This is a genomic window from Tardiphaga sp. (assembly GCF_044340795.1).
GTDB lineage: Bacteria > Pseudomonadota > Alphaproteobacteria > Rhizobiales > Xanthobacteraceae > Tardiphaga.
Map to the genome: position 1 here is coordinate 18,290 of NZ_JBIISY010000004.1, position 18,429 is coordinate 36,718.

The 18,429-nt window shown below is 62.8% G+C and carries 17 protein-coding genes; 8 read left to right on the plus strand and 9 right to left on the minus strand.

The window, feature by feature from the left end:
• Nucleotides 1-286: 286 nt before the first annotated feature.
• Together ACIQ17_RS01280 and ACIQ17_RS01285 are read left to right on the plus strand one after the other, a co-directional pair.
• Nucleotides 287-1,060 carry a ferredoxin--NADP reductase gene (locus ACIQ17_RS01280; protein ID WP_398464548.1) on the plus strand — a complete coding sequence of 258 codons (774 nt, stop codon included), beginning with the start codon at nt 287-289 and terminating at the stop codon, nt 1,058-1,060.
• 174 nt (nt 1,061-1,234) lie between these two features.
• On the plus strand, nt 1,235-2,875 hold the full coding sequence (locus tag ACIQ17_RS01285; protein ID WP_398464550.1) for an FMN-binding glutamate synthase family protein: 1,641 nt from the start codon (nt 1,235-1,237) through the stop codon (nt 2,873-2,875).
• Between the two features lie 228 nt (nt 2,876-3,103).
• On the opposite strand, the gene ACIQ17_RS01290 is transcribed toward ACIQ17_RS01285, so the two are convergent.
• From ACIQ17_RS01290 to ACIQ17_RS01300, 3 genes are all read right to left on the minus strand, one after another.
• Entirely contained in the window at nt 3,104-5,098 is a 1,995-nt protein-coding gene (locus ACIQ17_RS01290) for a carbohydrate porin (RefSeq protein ID WP_398464552.1), read from the minus strand.
• Between the two features lie 278 nt (nt 5,099-5,376).
• A complete protein-coding gene (locus tag ACIQ17_RS01295; protein ID WP_398464554.1) occupies nt 5,377-5,646 on the minus strand; it encodes a hypothetical protein in 270 nt (89 codons plus the stop codon).
• A 219-nt stretch (nt 5,647-5,865) separates the two neighbouring features.
• Complete coding sequence (locus tag ACIQ17_RS01300; RefSeq protein WP_398464556.1) at nt 5,866-6,687, minus strand: creatininase family protein; 822 nt, start codon at nt 6,685-6,687, stop codon at nt 5,866-5,868.
• An 84-nt stretch (nt 6,688-6,771) separates the two neighbouring features.
• Here ACIQ17_RS01300 and ACIQ17_RS01305 point away from each other — a divergent pair, with 84 nt between their 5' ends.
• Genes ACIQ17_RS01305 through ACIQ17_RS01325 form a run of 5 tightly spaced genes read left to right on the plus strand, consistent with a single transcriptional unit; the run spans nt 6,772 to nt 11,103 of the window.
• Nucleotides 6,772-7,809, plus strand: a complete 1,038-nt coding sequence (locus tag ACIQ17_RS01305; protein ID WP_398464558.1) for an ABC transporter substrate-binding protein — start codon at nt 6,772-6,774, stop codon at nt 7,807-7,809.
• A gap of 12 nt (nt 7,810-7,821) precedes the next feature.
• Nucleotides 7,822-8,595: an ABC transporter ATP-binding protein gene (locus ACIQ17_RS01310; RefSeq protein ID WP_398464560.1), complete on the plus strand. Its 774-nt coding sequence runs from the start codon at nt 7,822-7,824 to the stop codon at nt 8,593-8,595.
• Nucleotides 8,592-9,416, plus strand: a complete 825-nt coding sequence (locus ACIQ17_RS01315) for an ABC transporter permease (RefSeq protein ID WP_398464562.1) — start codon at nt 8,592-8,594, stop codon at nt 9,414-9,416. Before ACIQ17_RS01310 ends, ACIQ17_RS01315 begins: the two co-directional genes overlap by 4 nt.
• Nucleotides 9,416-10,399, plus strand: coding sequence for a 2-hydroxyacid dehydrogenase (locus ACIQ17_RS01320; protein WP_398464564.1), 984 nt, complete (start codon nt 9,416-9,418; stop codon nt 10,397-10,399). The genes ACIQ17_RS01315 and ACIQ17_RS01320 overlap by 1 nt, the downstream gene beginning before the upstream one ends.
• 20 nt (nt 10,400-10,419) lie before the next feature.
• Nucleotides 10,420-11,103 (plus strand): AprI/Inh family metalloprotease inhibitor, encoded by a 684-nt coding sequence (locus ACIQ17_RS01325; RefSeq protein ID WP_398464638.1) that lies wholly within the window; start codon nt 10,420-10,422, stop codon nt 11,101-11,103.
• Here the strand turns inward: ACIQ17_RS01325 and radC are convergent, their stop codons facing one another.
• The 4 genes from radC to ACIQ17_RS01345 form a co-directional block, all read right to left on the minus strand.
• Nucleotides 11,104-11,817 carry a DNA repair protein RadC gene (gene radC, locus ACIQ17_RS01330; RefSeq protein ID WP_398464566.1) on the minus strand — a complete coding sequence of 238 codons (714 nt, stop codon included), beginning with the start codon at nt 11,815-11,817 and terminating at the stop codon, nt 11,104-11,106.
• 196 nt (nt 11,818-12,013) lie between these two features.
• Nucleotides 12,014-12,838, minus strand: a complete 825-nt coding sequence (gene map / locus ACIQ17_RS01335; RefSeq protein ID WP_398464568.1) for a type I methionyl aminopeptidase — start codon at nt 12,836-12,838, stop codon at nt 12,014-12,016.
• Nucleotides 12,839-12,957: 119 nt separating this feature from the next.
• Nucleotides 12,958-13,671, minus strand: a complete 714-nt coding sequence (gene sfsA, locus ACIQ17_RS01340) for a DNA/RNA nuclease SfsA (RefSeq protein ID WP_398464570.1) — start codon at nt 13,669-13,671, stop codon at nt 12,958-12,960.
• Nucleotides 13,672-13,675: 4 nt separating this feature from the next.
• The gene (locus ACIQ17_RS01345; RefSeq protein ID WP_398464572.1) at nt 13,676-14,998 is read right to left on the minus strand and encodes a mechanosensitive ion channel family protein; all 1,323 of its coding nucleotides are present in this window, start codon (nt 14,996-14,998) and stop codon (nt 13,676-13,678) included.
• A gap of 223 nt (nt 14,999-15,221) precedes the next feature.
• Here ACIQ17_RS01345 and ACIQ17_RS01350 point away from each other — a divergent pair, with 223 nt between their 5' ends.
• Nucleotides 15,222-17,018: a potassium/proton antiporter gene (locus tag ACIQ17_RS01350; protein ID WP_398464574.1), complete on the plus strand. Its 1,797-nt coding sequence runs from the start codon at nt 15,222-15,224 to the stop codon at nt 17,016-17,018.
• Nucleotide 17,019: 1 nt separating this feature from the next.
• On the opposite strand, the gene modC is transcribed toward ACIQ17_RS01350, so the two are convergent.
• Entirely contained in the window at nt 17,020-17,703 is a 684-nt protein-coding gene (modC, locus tag ACIQ17_RS01355) for a molybdenum ABC transporter ATP-binding protein (protein WP_398464576.1), read from the minus strand.
• Between the two features lies 1 nt (nt 17,704).
• Nucleotides 17,705-18,400 (minus strand): molybdate ABC transporter permease subunit, encoded by a 696-nt coding sequence (modB, locus tag ACIQ17_RS01360; protein WP_398464578.1) that lies wholly within the window; start codon nt 18,398-18,400, stop codon nt 17,705-17,707.
• Between the last annotated feature and the right edge of the window lie 29 nt (nt 18,401-18,429).

Consider the following 18,429-nt stretch of genomic DNA (forward strand, 5'->3'; position numbering starts at 1 on the left):
CAGCAGCGCACGCGATCGGTTTTGGCAAGGATAGGTCCCGAAATGAGGATTTTGAGAAATTAAATGTCCCAGATCAAATTTGGCCCTTGCCGGCCGGTAACCTGATTTGCAAATTTGTGACCCGCCTCGGGCAATCCGCAATTGCACTTTTTGGCATCTTTCAATAGATGTCATTCGCATCTGCGAAAACCCCAAATTAGCTAATCGCCGCAAGGGTTTCTCAGCATCTGAAGCGGCTCTGAATGTAATCGTTCTAAGCTAAGCCCGCACCGGAAAATCATATCCCATGAGCGCCTTTCACCGTGAAACCGTGATCTCCGTCCAGCACTGGACCGACACGCTGTTTTCCTTCCGCGCCACGCGCGACACCTCGTTCCGTTTCCAGAACGGCCAGTTCGCCATGATCGGCCTCGAAGTCGATGGCAAGCCGCTGCTGCGCGCCTATTCCATGGCCAGCGCCAACCATGAGGAAGAGCTCGAATTCTTCTCGATCAAGGTGCCTGACGGCCCGCTGACCTCGCGCCTGCAGAAGATCAAGGAAGGCGACACCATCCTCGTCGCCCGCAAGGCGGTGGGCACGCTGGTCACCGACAGCCTGCTGCCGGGCAAGCGCCTCCTGATGCTGTCCACCGGCACCGGCCTCGCCCCCTTTGCCAGCCTGATCAAGGACCCCGAAGTCTATGAGCAGTATGAGCAGGTCGTGCTGGTGCATGGCTGCCGCCAGGTCTCCGAGCTGGCCTATGGCGAGCGCCTGGTCGAGCGGCTGCAGAAGGACGAGCTGTTCGGCGAGCTGATGAAGGACAAGTTCACCTATTACCCGACCGTCACCCGCGAGCCCTTCCGCAATCGCGGCCGCATCACCGACCTGATCGAGTCCGGCCAGATCTTCAAGGATATGGGCCAGGGCCCGCTCGACATCGCCACCGACCGCGTCATGCTGTGCGGCAGCCCGGCGATGCTCGAGGATCTCAAGCACATGTTCGAGAAGCGCGATTTCACCGAAGGGAGCGGCAACAAGCCCGGCCACTTCGTGATTGAAAAGGCCTTCGTCGAGCGCTGAGCGACGATCCCGCACTCCGCCGCATTGCAAAACCCGCGCTCCGGCGCGGGTTTTGTCGTTTTAAGCCGTGACAAGACTTGGGTGAGCTTGATGCGCTAGGCTGGCGCCCAATCTGTGATGTCTGCGTCATCCGAACTTCGTAAGGCTGACTGCCCACCACTTGCGAGCAGGTCCATGCAAACCCTGATGCTACCATTCACGCCGCGCTACATCGTGTTGACGATCTGCAGCGTGGCCACCCTGTTTCTGATCGGGATGGGCATCTGGGATCACAGGCTAATTCATCTGGTGACCATTCCCGCAGCCATCTTCGGCTGTCTCGCCGCGCTTGGCTTCCATGATCTGTTTCAGAAGGATCACGCGGTCCTGCGCAACTATCCGATCTCGGCGCATATCCGCTTCCTGCTCGAAGAGATCCGCCCGGAGATGCGGCAATATTTCTTCGAGAGCGAGAAGGACGGCATGCCGTTCAGTCGCGATACGCGTGCCGTCGTGTATCAGCGCGCCAAGATGGTGCTCGACAAGCGCCCCTTCGGCACCCAGAAGAACGTCTATGAAGAGGGCTATGAGTGGATGAACCATTCGGTGGCCCCGAAGCCGCATGCCACCGAGCAGTTTCGCATCACCATCGGCGGCCCGGATTGCCTGCGGCCGTACTCTGCCTCGGTGCTCAATATCTCCGCCATGAGCTTTGGCGCGCTGAGCCAGAATGCGATCCGCGCGCTCAACGCCGGCGCGAAGAAAGGTAATTTTGCCCACGATACCGGTGAGGGCGGTGTCAGCCCCTATCACGAGCAGGAGGGCGGCGACCTGATCTGGGAAATCGGCTCCGGCTATTTCGGTTGCCGCACCCCGGACGGCGCGTTCGATCCCGACAAGTTTGCCGCGCGTGCGGCGCTTGACCAGATCAAGATGGTCGAGCTTAAAGTGAGCCAAGGGGCAAAACCCGGCCATGGTGGCGTGCTGCCTGCCGCAAAGGTGTCGGAGGAAATCTCGCGCATCCGCGGCGTGGCGATGGGCGAGGACTGTATCTCGCCGCCCTATCACAAGGCATTCTCGACCCCGATCGAGATGATGCAGTTCATCGACAAGATGCGTCGTTTGTCCGGCGGCAAGCCGACCGGCTTCAAGCTGTGCATCGGCCATCCCTGGGAATTTCTCGCCATCTGCAAGGCGATGCTGCACACCGGCATCTATCCGGATTTCATCGTTGTCGATGGCAATGAAGGTGGCACCGGTGCGGCGCCGCTGGAATTCATGGACCATCTCGGCATGCCGATGCGCGAGGGCGTGAACTTCGTGCACAACGCGCTGATCGGTATCGGCGCGCGCGACCGCATCAAGATCGGCGCGTCCGGCAAGATCGCGACCGCCTTCGACATCGCCCGCGCGATGGCGCTCGGCGCCGACTGGTGCAATTCGGCGCGCGGCTTCATGTTCGCCCTGGGCTGCATCCAGTCGCTGAGCTGTCACACCGATCGCTGCCCGACGGGCGTGGCGACGCAGGACCCGACCCGTGCGCGTGCGCTCGCCGTGCCACAGAAGACCGACCGCGTGCTGAATTTCCACGAGGCCACGCTGCATGCGTTGGCCGAACTGATCGCGGCGGCCGGCCTCGAACACCCGCAGCAGATCCGCGCGATGCACTTCTCGCATCGCTCCCCGGACAATGACGTGATGTCGTTCACCCATCTCTATCCGCAGCTGCATGTGAACGAGCTGATCCACGGCACCAATGACAAGCGCTTCCGCGAGGCCTGGGCGATGGCGCAGGCGGATTCATTCCAGCCGGTGGATGTGAGGGGGGCGGCTTAGCTTGTTGGGGCACACATGGGCGTCCGAGCTTGGGGACCCCCATCCCCGGCCCTTCCCCGCAAGGGGGAAGGGGGCATGACGTGCAGTGCTTTTGGTTAAGCGCTGATACTCAAATCCTGCACTCGTCGCAGTTGATGGAGCTCGCAGCCTCTTCTCCCTTCCCCCTTACGGGGAAGGGCCGGGGATGGGGGGCCACCGAGCGACATAGACCGGCGGCACAATAGCGCCTCAAAACTCCCCGTGCAGGCGCCCGGTGAAAATCGATACCGGCCCGCGATCGGCATTGTAGGCGGGGTTCACGATCAGCTGGTAATCCGCCGTGAACGTAAAGTTCTTGTCGATCGAATAGGCATAGAACGTCTCGAGGATCCGCTCGGTGCCGTAATTCAGCCGCCCGTCGCCGATCAGCAAGCCATTGCCGCCCGCCGCCAGAAAATCGCGATGCGCGGCGGACAGGCCGTTGATGGCACCGCCGATGCCGATCGTATCGGCGGCGCGGCCCCAGCGTCCACCCTTGATCGACAGGCCGCCGGAGATGCTGCGGTCGATATCGGTGAAGGACAGGATCTCGTTCTGGCCATCATTCCAGCTGGCGCGGCCGAACAGGCCGATCTCGTCGGCGATTTCCTGCTCGCCATTGAGATAGAAGCCGTACTTGTCGCGCGGCCTGCGGATCGAGGCCATCACGTCATTGATCTCGAGCAGCGGATCGGTGGCCGCGATCGCCAGCGCGCCGCGATAGCTGCCGGTGTTGCCGCGATTGATGAAGGCACCGACGCGCACCTTGCCCGGCCGATCAAAGACTTGGTGTCGCTCCTCGAACTCGACGACGGCACCACCGCTCTTGAAGGTGAGGATGTCGCTGTTCGGCTGCGAGGGCACCTGGAACACGCCGGCGCGCACTGCCCAATCCTTGCGGTTGAGTTCAAGCACGCCACCGCGGGTGAAGCCGGGCAGGTCAGCCGGAAAATCGTAGGCTGCCGAAGCCCACATCGCCCAGTTCATGAAATCGGCGCGGGGGTCCTTGGCATAGGCATTGCCGTCGAAGAAATCGCCCACCGAGAAGCGGCCGACCGTCAGGGTGATGCGGTCGATGTCGCGCTTGCCGGCGATCTGGTTGGGGGCATCCGGCACGTCTTCCTGCTCGCCGCCAAGGCCAAAGGTCTGGCGGAACATGTAGCGCTGCGGGCGAATTTTCGGATAGGCGCCGCCGGCCTTCTGCGCCTCGCCATTGGGGAAGCCGGCCACGCCGAGCGTGCCGTTGAAACCGAAGCCCTGCGCCAGTTCGGGATTGAAATAGAACTCGCCGCCATCCCACAGCCGCCAGCCGAGGAAGGCGGTCGTGGTGAAGGTCTCACGGAACTGCTTGCTGCCTGACAGGCTGTTGGCGCCTTCATAGGGCGAGCGGAAGCTCGGATAGCCGGAGCCGATCAGCGTCGTCTGGACATGCACATTCCAGTCTGTTGGCTGGCGCGCGATCGGCGTTGCCGGCATCCAGGACGGCAGGTCGTTGAACCGGTAGTTCATGCCGAGCTTGACGGTATGAATCTTCGGGTCGACCTCCACAGCGGGCAGGCCGAAACCGGCAAGCCCGTAGGTCTGCCGGGACAGGTCGATATAGTTGTATTCGACTTTGGCGGTCCAGTTGCCGCCGACCGCGGTCTCGACACCGGCACCGACAGTCCAGCCGACATGATCCTTCTGGTCGGTCGAGAAGATATTTCCGTCGGCATCCAGCACGTTCAGCTTGGTCTTGCCCCAGGCGAAGCCGGCAGTGGCATAAGGCAGCCAAGTCCCCATCGCGTAACCGACGCGTCCACGCGCGGTGGCGAAATAATCGAAGGTGGTGTGGTACGGATCATTGCCGATCCGCGCAGTATCGGCAGGGCTGATGAAGGTGGCATCGACCTCGACGCCGAGCACGAGATTGTTGTTGAGCTGCCAGTTATAGCCGCCCTGATAGCCGCCGATCAGGCCGGTCGCCGTGGGGGGCAAGAAGACGCCCTGCGAAGGAAGCGGATTGCTGTTCGCGCCGATCTGCGCGCCGCCATAGCCCACATGAGCGCCAAGATAGAAGCCGCTCCAGTCATAGGCAGGCGCAAGCCGCGCCTTGACGGGCAGATCGGCTGCTACCGCGATACCACCATGCGCGAGAACGCCGAGCGCGGCTCCGGCGAGAGCGCGCTTCCTGGAAAAACCTCGCGAAAAATACCGGCTCGTCACTCAGCGTCACCCTTACACGTCGCCGATAACGGCCACTCGATATTCCATAGAAGCGGCCGATTCGTACGCGCGGCGCGGCCACAGTCGCAATGTTGTTGTTTGCAATGGGAGCGGCGGCGTCGCCAGGCTCCGTCCGTTATCTGACATCGCTTTATGACGGCTCGATTACAGAAAAAGAAGACCCGCCCGGGGGGACAGCCGGGCGGGTCATATGGTCAGGCACGGGGTGGATGAGGCGCCGTGCCGGACGCAACTCCACTTTGTCGATCAGCGGTCGATCAATAATTGCAGACGCGGACCCGGCCCATATAGTTGCCGTAGACGTCATACTGGCGGGTCCAGCCGCAGCGATAGCCGTAGCCATAACCATAGCCGTAATTGTTGGCGGCGATGGCGCTGCCGACAACGGCGGCGCCGACGACACCGGCCGCGATGCCGAAGCCGATGCCCGGGCCCTTGGCCTGGGCCTGCTGGGTGGACGACGCCATGGCGCCGGCGGCGGTCATGGCAACGAGGGCAACAGCGGCAATCCTGGACTTGATCGACATGAGAAACTCCATCCTGTTTAGGTGCAGCCGGTATTGGCTTGCATGTCCATCAGTCGGAGGATCTTTGAGACGGGTTCGAGGGCGGTTCGAACTATTTGGTTTCAGGATTGTGTTGTTAATGAAACATTCCGGTTGTCATTGCGAGGAGCGTAGCGACGAAGCAATCCAGTTCTTGGCATTCTGGATTGCTTCGCTGCGCTCGCAATGACGACAGAGAGACTACGCGCCTGCATCCGGTTCGCGATCGAACACAGTGACGTCAAAGCGATGCATGTCGTCGAGCAATTCGCAGAAGGCGTTGGCGCCATGTTGCAGCAACTGCTCACCCTTCTCCGCACTTGCCTGTGTCGCATCGCCAATCGCGCCCGACGCATGCAAATCCTCTGCCTGCCAGGCGAATGGCGCGGGACGGCCGGCGGAGAGCCGGCGATATTGCTTCTCCATCGCAATCGTTGCCGGCACGAAATTCGCGATCTTGTCCTGGCGCACATGGGTGCGATAGCGCGCCAGCATGATCGACGTCTCGACGGCGCCGCCATGGATGCCGTGGCGAATTTCCTCGTCGCTGAACAGCCCATCCGGCACGCCGAAACGCGACCAGCTCGTGGTCGCAACCAGCATGCCATATTCGGCGCGCAGGTCCTGTGCGGCCAGCGTCATCGCCGCGCTGTTGCCGCCATGGCTGGTCACCATCACCAGCTTCTGCACACCCGCGCGCGCGATGCTCTCGCCGATCGCCGTCCAGCTTTGCAGGGCAATCTCCGTCGGCAGCGTCAGCGTGCCGGGAAAGGAGAGATGCTCGGTGGAGATGCCGACCGGCTGCACCGGCAGGATGGTCGCCGGAATGTCAGCAGGGAGCAGGCGTCGCACCTCGGCGAGATAGGCTTCGGCGATCATCACATCCGTTGCGAGCGGCAGATGCGGACCATGCTGTTCTGTGGCAGCCAGCGGCAGCACCGCGATCCATGATGACGGATCGCCCCTGGCGATGTCGGGCCAGTGAATGGCAATCCAGTCACGATGCGGTACGGATGATGTCATGGCAGGCATTTCTTTGCGGCGGAGCGGGTAGTCAGTCCCGCGATTGCTTCCTATCATGGGGCAGAACACGTTACGGAGTCCAATATGGGTCGGTTTTCCCTGCTGCGCGCGTTAACCATGGGCGTGGCGATGATGTCAGCGTCGCTCGCGCCTGTTTTTGCGCAGGGCAAGCCCGACCAAGGCAAGCTCGACAAGGTCTCGTTCGGCACCAACTGGGTCGCCGAGGCTGAGCATGGCGGGTTTTTCCAGGCGGTGGTGGACGGCACCTACAAGAGTTACGGTCTCGACGTCACCATCGTGCCGGGCGGCCCGAATGTGAACAACCGGCTGTTGCTGATCTCGGGCAAGCTCGATTTCTTCATGAGCGCCAATACGCTGCAATCCTTCGATGCTGTCGCCAACGACGTGCCCGTCATCGCCATCGCGGCGATCTTCCAGAAAGACCCGCAGGTCTTCGTCTCGCATCCCGATCCGAAGGTGACCAAGCTCGAAGATCTCAAATCGAAAACGCTGTTCATCTCCAAGGAAGGCATCGTCGGCTATTTCCAATGGATGAAACTGGAATTCGGTTTCAGCGAGTCCAGGGTGAAGCCCTACAACTACAATGCGCAGCCCTTCATCGTGGACAAGAACAGCGCCATGCAGGGCTATGTCACGTCGGAGCCTTTCCTGATCGAGAAACAGGCCGCCTTCAAACCCAATGTGATGCTGCTCGCCGACTACGGGCTCAATGGCTATTCGACGCTGATCGAGGCGCGGCGCGAGACGGTGGAAAAATCCCCTGATCTCGTGCAGCGCTTTGTCGATGCCTCGATCATCGGCTGGTACAACTATCTCTATGGCGACAACAAAGCCGCCAACGAGATGATCAAGAAGCTGAATCCGGAAATGACCGATGAGCTGCTGGCCTATTCGACGGCGACCATGCGCGACAAGGGCATCGTCGATTCCGGCGATACGTTGAAGAACGGGATCGGCGCCATGAGCGACGAGCGCGCGGCGAGCTTCTTTGACAAGATGTCCCGTGCCGGCGTGGTGAAGCGCGACATCGACTATCGCAAGGCTTACACGCTGCAATTCGTCAACAAGGGTGTCGGCATCGATCTCCGGCCGAAGAAGTAGCCGGTGGCGTCGGTGTCGTCTCGCGATGAGTTTGCGATCCGCCTGAACGGCGTGACGAAGACCTATGACAACGGCACCCGTGCGCTCGGTCCGCTTGATCTCGACATCCGCAAGGGCGAATTCGTCTCGCTGCTCGGCGCGTCCGGTTGCGGCAAGTCCACCGCATTGCGGTTGATCGCCGGGCTGGCAGCGCCATCCTCTGGATCAATCGCTGTTCCCGCACGGGCATCGCGGCACGGCATCGGTTTCGTGTTTCAGGAGCCGACTTTGATGCCGTGGACCACGGTGCGCGAGAATGTGCGGCTGCCGCTCAAGCTTGCCCATGTCCCGGATCAGGAGTCGACGCCGCGCGTGGCCGCGGCGCTGGCACAGGTCGGCCTGGCCGATTTCGCCGATGCCTATCCGCGCGAACTCTCCGGTGGCATGAAAATGCGGGTATCGCTGGCGCGTGCGCTGGTGACCTCGCCGGATATCCTGCTGCTGGACGAGCCCTTCGCCGCGCTCGACGAAATCACGCGCTTCAGACTCAACAATGATCTGCGCGCGCTGTGGCGCCAGCTCGGCAAGACCGTCGTCTTCGTCACGCATTCGGTCTATGAGTCCGTCTATCTGTCCCAGCGGGTCGTCGTGATGACGTCGCGTCCGGGCCGCGTTCATGCCGAATGCCATATCGATGCGCCCGAGCCGCGCGATGACGCTTTCCGCACCTCGGTTGCCTATGCCGGCTTCTGCCGCGAGGTCTCGCAAGCCCTGATGCAGGCGAGCGAGGCGGAGGCGGTGGCATGAAGGGGCTGGAGCCGTTGCCATCCGTGGAGCGTGCATCCGGCGAGGGGCGCTGGCATCGCATCGTCTGGCCGGTGGTCGTCTTCCTCTGCGGTGTCACGGCGTGGGATCTCGTTGTCCGCATCGGCGAGATCCAGCCATACATTCTGCCGGGGCCGTTGCTCGTCCTCAAAACGCTGATCGCGGATTGGCCGATCCTGTCGGCGTCGCTCGGCGTCACGTTGCTCACGGCGCTGGAAGGTTTTATCGCGGCAGCTATCGGCGGTATCGCGCTCGCATTGCTGTTCAATCAGTCGAAGTGGCTCGAATATTCGTTGCTGCCCTATGCGATCGTGCTGCAGGTGACGCCTGTGATTGCCATCGCGCCCCTGATGCTGATCTATCTGCCGCAGGACGCCGCGGTCGTCGCCTGCGCCTGGATCGTGGCTTTCTTTCCGGTGCTGGCGAATACGACACTGGGGCTGAATTCGGTGGACCGGAATCTCGCCGGCCTGTTCCAGCTCAACGGCGCCTCGCGCTGGCAGACCCTGCGCTATCTGCAACTCCCGTCTGCCATGCCGTATATTCTTGGCGGGTTGCGCATTGCCGGTGGTCTGTCCCTGATCGGGGCCGTGGCCGCGGAAATCGCGGCCGGTGCTGCGGGCTCCGGCTCCGGGCTTGCCTATCGCATCACGGAGTCCAGCTATCGCCTCAATATTCCCCGCATGTTCGCAGCGCTATTGATGCTGTCCGTGGCCGGGATTGTGATTTATATGCTGCTCGCGCTGGCGTCGCATCGGATGCTGCGGCGCTGGCATGAGAGTGCACTGCGAAAGGAAAAATGATGGGGACGGGAATCTCTTCGGAAAAGATCGACCTGCTGGTCTATGGACCGTCGAAGGCGCTGATCGAGAACGGTTTCTCGGATCAGTTCATCCTGCACAAATATGAAACGCTGCCCGATCTCGAGCGTGTGCCGGCGGGCATTGCCGAGAAGATCCGCGGCATCGCGGTCACCGGCCAGGTGCCCGTCAACAGCGCGATGCTGTCGAAATATCCCAATGTCCAGATCGTCTCGTCATTCGGCGTCGGTTACGACCACATCGATGCGAAATACGCAGCCGAGCATGATATCGTCGTCACCAACACGCCGGACGTGCTGACCGAGGAAGTCGCCGACGTCGCGCTCGGCCTGTTCATCGCCACGGCCCGAGAGTTCGTGAAAGCTGACAAATATGTCCGGTCGGGCCTGTGGCTGACCCAGGGCTATCCGCTCACCGTGGGTTCGCTGCGCGATCGCAAGGTCGGCATGGTGGGTATGGGGCGCATTGGCCAGGCCATCGCGCGCCGCCTCGATGCGTCGCTGGTGCCGGTGGTCTATCATTCGCGCAATCCCGCCGCGGGCGTCGATTATCAGCACTATCCGAACCTCGTCGAGATGGCGAAGGCGGTGGATACGCTGATCGTTATCACGCCAGGCGGCCCGTCGACGGCCAATATCGTCAATGCCGAAGTGATGCAGGCGCTCGGTCCGCGCGGCATCATCGTCAATGTGGCCCGTGGCTCCGTCATCGACGAGCCGGCGCTGATCCAGGCACTGAAATCGGGCACCATCCTTGCCGCCGGCCTCGACGTGTTTGCGCAGGAGCCCAAGGTGCCGGACGAGTTGAAGGCGCTGCAGAATGTCGTGCTGCTGCCCCATGTCGGCTCGGCCTCGGTGGTAACGCGCAATGCCATGGACCAGATGGTGGTCGACAACCTGAAGCTCTGGTTCGGCGGCAAGCCGATCCTCACGCCGATTCCTGAAACGCCGGTCAAGGCCCGCTGAACATGCGTGCGCCGGTCCGCATGACGCAACTCGTACTGGCTCTGGCCGGCGCGATGTTTGTTGGCGTATCGGCGCAGGCGCAGGATGCTGCGGCGCTGAAGAAGAGCATGGTCGGGCAGTGGGAGCTGTCCAGCACCGATCGCAGCAAGACCTGCGTGGTGACGCTAAAGCCCGACAATTCTCCGCAGGGATTGAAGCTCGACCTCGAGCCCGATTGCGCCAAGGCGTTACCTTTCACGAAGGACATCGTTGCCTGGAGCATCAAGGGCCTCGATATCGTCCGTCTGCAGACGCCGGCAGGCGAGCCGGTGATCGACCTCACCGAAGTCGAGAGCGGGATCTTTGAGGGAATTCGCTCCGGCGAGGGCGTCTATATCCTGCAGAACCTCGCCGCCGCGCGCTCGCTGTCGAAAACGATGGATTCGATGATCGGCGACTGGTCCATCGTCCGCGGCAATGGCCGCGCGATCTGCGGACTGACGCTGACCAACAACGAAGCCAGCCCCGACAATTTCCAGCTCTTCCTCAAACCCCGCTGCGACGCGCTGGTGGCGAATTTCAAACCGACCCAGTGGCGCCTGGAGCGTGGTGAACTCTTGATGTTCTCCGCGTCAGGCGAGACCTGGCATTTCGAGGCGGATGATAACGCGCAATGGCGGCGGATGCCGGACATGGCGGATCCGCTGATTTTGCTGAGGCAATAGTCAGATCACCTTCATCCCCTTCAGGCTGGCATGGCCGTGCTTGCCGACGATGATGTGGTCATGCACGGCGATTCCGAGCGGCTTGCTGACCTCGATCACCGCCTTAGTCATCTGGATGTCTGCCTGCGATGGGGTGGGATCGCCGGAGGGGTGGTTGTGCACCATGATGATCGCAGTGGCGGACAACTCCAACGCCCGCTTCACCACCTCGCGTGGATAGACCGGTGTGTGGTCGATGGTGCCGACCTGCTGCACCTCATCGGCGATCAACTGGTTGCGCTTGTCGAGAAACAGGATGCGAAACTGCTCCTTGTCGGCAAAGGCCATGGCCGTGCGGCAATAGTCGATCACCGTGGCCCATGACGAGAGCACGGTGCGCTGCTTCAACTGGCCCTTGGCGACGCGGCTGGAGGTGGCGGCGATCAGCTTGATTTCGGTGATGGCCGCTTCGCCGAGGCCGCCGATCTCGCGGAGCCGCGCATCCGGCGCGTGGACGGTTTCGGCGAAGGAGCCGAAAGCCTGGATCAGCGCCTTCGCCAGTGGTTTCACGTCGCGCCGTGGCAGCGCGCGGAACAGCACCAGCTCCAATAACTCGTAATCACTCAGGGCATCTGCACCGGCGGAGCGGAAACGATCGCGCAACCGCTCGCGATGGCCGTGGAAGTGTGGCGCTTCGGCGAGGCCGGGCAGGAGACTGTTCGATGGTGCGGGCATGCGAACTCGCTGATGCGTGTCCGCGAGCATGCCGTGGCGGAAAGTAAATGCAACTTAAAAGTGCTTTCCTCCGTCCCTCATGGTGAGGGGCGCGCCCTTGCGCGCGTCTCTAACCATGAGATGGCCAGGTGCTCGCTTGCGGCCATCCTTCGAGACGCCGCTGCGCGGCTCCTCAGGATGAGGGGGGGAGTTATGGTCAGGCCGCCGCCAGCGGCTTCTCATTGTGCCGCTTCGACAGCGTGAACACCTCGACGCCGGTCTCCGTCACACCCACGGTATGCTCGAACTGCGCTGACAGCGAGCGGTCGCGGGTCACTGCGGTCCAGCCGTCGGACAGCACCTTCACATGCGGCTTGCCGAGATTGATCATCGGCTCGATGGTGAAGAACATGCCCGGCCGCAGCTGCACGCCTTCGCCGGGGCGGCCGATATGGATGATGTTCGGCTCGTCATGGAACAGGCGGCCGAGGCCATGGCCGCAGAAATCGCGCACCACGCTCATGCCCTGCGGTTCGACGAAGCTCTGGATCGCATGGCCGATATCGCCGGTGGTGGCGCCGGGCTTCACCGCCGCGATACCGCGCATCAGCGATTCATAGGTCACTTCGACCAGACGCTCGGCCTTGCGCGGCAATTCGCCGACGCCATACATGCGGCTGGAATCGCCATACCAGCCATCGACAATGAAGGTGACGTCGATATTGACGATGTCGCCTTCCTTCAGCGCCCGCGCTTCCGGCATGCCGTGGCAGACCACGTGGTTGATCGAGGTGCAGGTGGAGAAGCGATAGCCGCGATACATCAGCGTCGCCGGGAAGGCGCCATGGCCGAAGGCGAATTCGCGGACGAAATCGTCGATCGCCGAGGTCATCAGGCCCGGCTTCACCAGATCAGTGAGCGCATCCAGACATTCCGAGACCAGTGCGCCAGCCTTGCGCATGCCCGCAAACGCCGATTCGCCGTGCAGCTTGATCTGCCCGGTCTTGCGCAGGGCGGTGTCGGAGGCGTCGGTATAGCTCATGAGAAAATCTGGTGCTGTGACAATGGGATGATGGAGCCCTAATTTAATGATCAGGGCGGTCAGCGCAAGCCAAAGCTGTCTCTCGGAGCGTCATGGCTGGGCCGCACGACCCCGCCAAGTCACGGCTCGATCGGCACTTTTCCGGCCAACACGATGCTGCCATGGTCGATCGTGCAGATATAAGCGAGGGCCTCGACACCTGCGTCCCGCGCCTTGTCGAAGGCACGGCCATAGGCGGGATCAATGTCCCGGGCGACGGCGACCCGCTGGCTCGAGCCGATCTGCACCACGAACAGCAGTACCGCGCGGGCGCCGAGCGCCACCATGGCCGCGAGTTCCTCCAGATGCCGGGCGCCGCGGGCCGTCACCGAATCCGGGAATTCCGCCAGACCCTTCTGGCGCATCATGTGGACGTTCTTCACCTCGACATAGCAGGGCGGCCGGTCGGGATGTTCGAGCAGGAAATCGACGCGCGACGCTGCGCCGTATCTCACCTCCCGCCGTGTCGTGGCGTAGCCGGCCAGTTCCGGGATCGCGCCTGCGGCGAGAGCTTCCGCGACGATGGCATTGGGGTGGATGGTGTTGACGCCGACGAGCTCCGGGCCATTGCCGAAATCGGCTTCCACCAACTCCCATGAATACGGGAGCTTTCGCGTCTTGCTCGCCGACAGGGACAGCCAGACCCGTGCGCCCGGCGCCTGCAGTCCGATCATGGCGCCGGGATTGGCCACATGCGCGGTGATCAGGCTGCCATCGGCGAGTTCGACATCGGCAAGAAAGCGCTTGTAGCGGCGGATCAATGTCGCCGGCACCAGGTCGAGCGGCAGCTTCATCGGCTCATTCCGACTCGTTCGTTACTTCGGCGATGGTCTCCACCGGCAATGCGCCGCCGCGGATCTTGATCTCGCGCACCGGATACGGCACGCGGATGCCCTCGCGCTTGAACGCGTCCCACAGCGCCAGCATCACCTCGCTCTTCACGGCATCCATGCCATCCGGCGAGTCGATCCAGAACGTCAGCGAGAAGCGCATCCCGGTCTCGGCAAATTCGCCGAGCAGGCAGTTCGGCGGCTTCACCGTCGACGCCCGCGCCGATGCCGTGGCGCAATCGATGGCGAGCTTGCAGACGAGGCGCGGATCGGCGTCGTAATTGGTGCCGAAACTCACCTTCACCAGCGTATCCTTGTCCGTATAGGTCCAGTTCACCACCTTCTTGGTGATCAGGTCTTCATTCGGGATCAGGAACTCGCGGCCGTCTCCCGCGGCCACCGAAATGTAGCGCGTATTCATCGCGCTGATGCGGCCGGAGCTGTCGCCGATGGTGACGAGGTCGCCGGGCTTCACCGATTTGTCGGCGAGCAGGATCACGCCACTGATGAAATTGGCGACGATCTTCTGCAGGCCGAAACCGATGCCGACACCGACCGCGCCGGAGAAGACAGCGAGCGCCGCCAGATTGATGCCGACGGCACCCATCACCAATGCGACGGCGAACACCATCATCAGGACCCGCACCAGCTTGGTGAGCAGCACCTGCACCGATGGCGTCAGGTCATGCGACTGGCGGATACGGCCTTCGAGGAAGTTGCTGATGATATTGGCCACCCACAGCGCCAGCGCCAGCAGCACCGCGAGCTTGATGACCAGCAGCGGCGTTAGCCGGAGGCCGCCGAGATCGATGCCGGGGCCGTCGAGGAAGGCGATGGTCGGAGTGAGCAGGTTCAGAATGCTGAGCGCCGCCACGAACCAGGCGGAGATCGATACCAGCCGCACGATCAGCGGGTTGTGGATGATGCTGGTGACCAGCCGGATCACCAGCCAGGCCAGCGCCAGCTTGGCGACGACCGCGAGCAGGTAGCTGCGGCTCGGCAAAGTTGCGCTCAGCATGATTTCGCGGGCGATGACCGTCAGGACCACGAAGGCGGCGGTGCCGATGCTCTCGACCAACACGCGGATGAACATGCGCAGGGGTGCCGGCCATCCCATCACCAGCGATGTGAGGTCGATCTTTGCGCGCGCCAGCGAGCCGATGGCTGCACTGATGCCGGCCGCGGCCAGCATCAGTGCGAACTGGAGATAGAACCATGGCGACGCAAACTCGGCGCCCAGCGTCTTCGTCGTCTCGAGAACGAAAGTATGGGCATCGGTCAGGTCGAGCATCGTCAGGGTCTCATGTCGCGCAGGGGCGGTGCCGGCGCCGATGTGATTCGAGTGATGGTCAGGTTCACACAGTCGTTATGGCGACACCATTGTCCGGCGTTGCCGTGATGCCACCAAAATCGCAGCAATCATACCACCAGCTCAACCTTGGGCAGAATTCGTTTGGCGTCACGGAAACGCGACGATAAGCATTGAATGCAAGCGTTTCGGCGTCCGGAGCCCCATGGCCTCACTCGACTCAGTCAGTATCGCAATCCTGCTCGGCGCCGTTCTGGTGATGGCGGGCATTCTGTCGAGTTTGCTCGCGCTGCGCTTCGGCGCTCCGCTGCTGCTGTTCTTTCTTTTCATCGGCATGGCGGCCGGCGAGGCGGGGCCGGGCGGCCTGCATTTCGACGATGTGAAGACGGCCTATGTGGTCGGCTCGGTGTCGCTGGCACTGATCCTGTTCGATGGCGGGCTGAAAACCCATTTCAAGGCAATCCAGACGGTGCTGGCACCGTCGATGATGCTGGCGACGGTGGGGGTCCTGCTCACAGCGCTGATCACCGCGCCGGTCGCCAAGTATACGCTCGGCATGAGCTGGACCGAGGGGCTGCTCACCGGTGCCGTCATCGCCTCCACCGACGCCGCGGCGGTGTTCCTGCTCGTGCATGCACAGGGGCTTCGCCTGCGTCCGCGCGTCGGCGCGACGCTGGAAGTGGAGTCCGGCACCAACGATCCGTTCGCGGTGTTTCTCACCCTGACCCTGGTGAAACTGCTGTCGCTGGGCGATGCGTCGGCCGGCCATGTGGTGATGGAGTTTCTACAGGAATCGGTGCTGGGCACGCTGATCGGCATGGTCGGCGGCCTGCTGGTGGTGATGGCCATGAACCGCGTGGCGCTGCCGCAGGGCTTGCACGCGCCTTTCGTCTGCACCGCGGCGCTGGTGATCTTCGGCCTCGCGCAGATCGCACATGCCTCGGGTTTCCTCGCCGTCTATCTGGCCGGCATGGTGATCGGCAACCGGCCGACCCGCGCGCATAATTCGGTGGTCACCTTCCTCGACGCCGCCACCTGGCTGGCGCAGATCGTCATGTTCGTGATGCTGGGGCTCCTGGTGTCGCCGGAGCGGTTGGTGAGCAGCATCCTGCCGGCGATTGCCGTGGCCGTGGTGCTGATGGTGATCGCGCGGCCGCTGGCGGTGTTTCTCTGCCTGCAGCCCTTCCGCTTCAACTGGCGCGAAAAGGCGTTCGTCTCCTGGGTCGGCCTGCGCGGCGCGGTGGCGATCTTCCTCGCTTCGATCCCGATGCTGGTCGGCCTGCCCAATGCGCATCTCTATTTCGATGTCGCCTTCGTGGTGGTCATCATCTCGCTGCTGTTTCAGGGCTGGACGCTTGGTTATGCCGCCCGCCTGCTGCATGTGGCGCTGCCGCGCACCGATCGTGGTCCGCGCCGCATCGAGCTGGATCTGCCCGGTCAGCTCGAGCAACAGCTGGTCGGCTATTCGGTGCGACCCAAGAGCCTGTATCTGAAGCGTGGTTTGATCCCGTCCTGGTCGAAGCCGACCCTGGTGATCCGCGACGAGCATATTCTGACGCCGGAAGAGGCCGCACCGGTCGCGGCCGGCGATTATCTCTATCTGCTGGCGCCGCCGGAGAAGGCGGAATCGCTCGATCGCTTTTTCGTCGACATGCCGCCGAGCACTGCGCCCGATCCGCATTTGCTCGGCGACTTCATGGTGCCGGGCGAGACGACGCTGGGAGATCTCGCCGCCATCTACGGCATTGCGATCGACCCCGCACAGGCGTCGCTGACGCTGGCGGATTATTTCGACATCCATCTTGATCGCGCGCCCAAGGTCGGTGCCGCCGTGCCGATCGACACCATCGATCTCGTCGCCCGCAGCCTTGGCGGCGGACGCGTGAACGTGGTTGGCCTCCGCCTGCCGGAAGACGAGCCGGAGCCGATGCCGCGCTTGAGCCGGGCAGAGGTGTTCCGGAGCAAGCTGAAGCGGACGCTGTCGGGATTGTCGGGGGCTTAACTTACGCTGCGGGCACGACCCATTTCGGCAGCACCTCGGTGCCGCCATGGCCAATGACGCGCCCGCCCTTGAGCAGCACCACATTCGTTGCCAGTTGCCGCATTTCGTCGGCATCGTGGCTGACCAGCACCATCGGCACGTCGCCTTCGTCACGCAGGCGGATCAGATAGGGCATGATTTCCGCCTTGCGCGCCTCGTCCAGCGCGCCCATCGGCTCGTCCAGCAGCAGCAGGCGCGGCTTCGCGAGCAGCGCCCGGCCGAGCGCCACGCGCTGGCGCTCGCCGCCGGACAGGCCGCCGGGGCGGCGCAGCAGGAGATGGCCGATATCGAGCATGTCGGTGATGCGCTTCTCGTCGGCATCGTCGCGATTGAGGAAATTCATGCGACGGCCGTAATCGAGATTCTGTGCCACGCTGAGATGCGGAAACAGTCGCGCGTCCTGGAAGACGTAGCCGATCCGCCGCCGATAGGCGGGCAGGTCGATGCGCTTGCTGCGGTCGTAGAGCACGGCCTTGTCGATGGCGATGAGGCCGCGATCCGGCGTCACCAGTCCGGCGATCATGCTGACCAGCGAGGTCTTGCCGGCGCCGGACGAGCCGAACAGGCCGGTGACACGGCCCTCGCTGGTGAAGGCGACATCGAGCGAGAAATTGCCGAGCTGTTTGAAGATATCGACGCGCAGCATGTCAGTTCCCGTGCAGTCGCTTGGTCGCGCGCCGCGCAAACCATTCTGAGGCGATCAGGGCGACGACCGCAATGCCGATCGAGATGAGAACGAGCCGCGATGCTGCCGCGTCGCCATCCGGCGTCTGCAGCAGCGAATAGATCGCCGATGAAATCGTTTGCGTCTCACCGGGGATATTGGACACGAAGGTGATGGTGGCGCCGAATTCGCCGATCGCCTTGGCAAAGCCCAGCACCATGCCGGCAAGAACGCCCGGCAGCGCCAGCGGCAATGTCACGGTGATGAACACCTTGAGCGGCGATGCCCCGAGCGTGCTCGCAGCCTGTTCCAGGCGACGGTCGACGGCTTCGATGGAGAGCCGGATCGGGCGCACCAGCAGCGGGAACGACATCACGCCGCAAGCCAGCGCAGCGCCGGTCCAGCGGAAGGCGAAGACAATGCCGAAATGTTCGGCGAGAAAAGAGCCCAGCACGCCGCGCTTGCCGAACATCACCAGTAGGAGATAGCCGGTGACGACCGGCGGTAGCACCAGCGGCAGATAGATGAAGGCATCGACAAAGGCCTTGCCCCAGAAATCGCGGCGCGCGAGCAGCCACGCCACCGCAATGCCGAGCGGGGTCGAGATCAGGGTCGCAATCACGGCGACCCTGATCGAAAGCAGGATCGCCGTCCATTCTTCGGGAGTGATGTCGAACATGGATCGGCATTTCTTTCGTCATTGCGAGC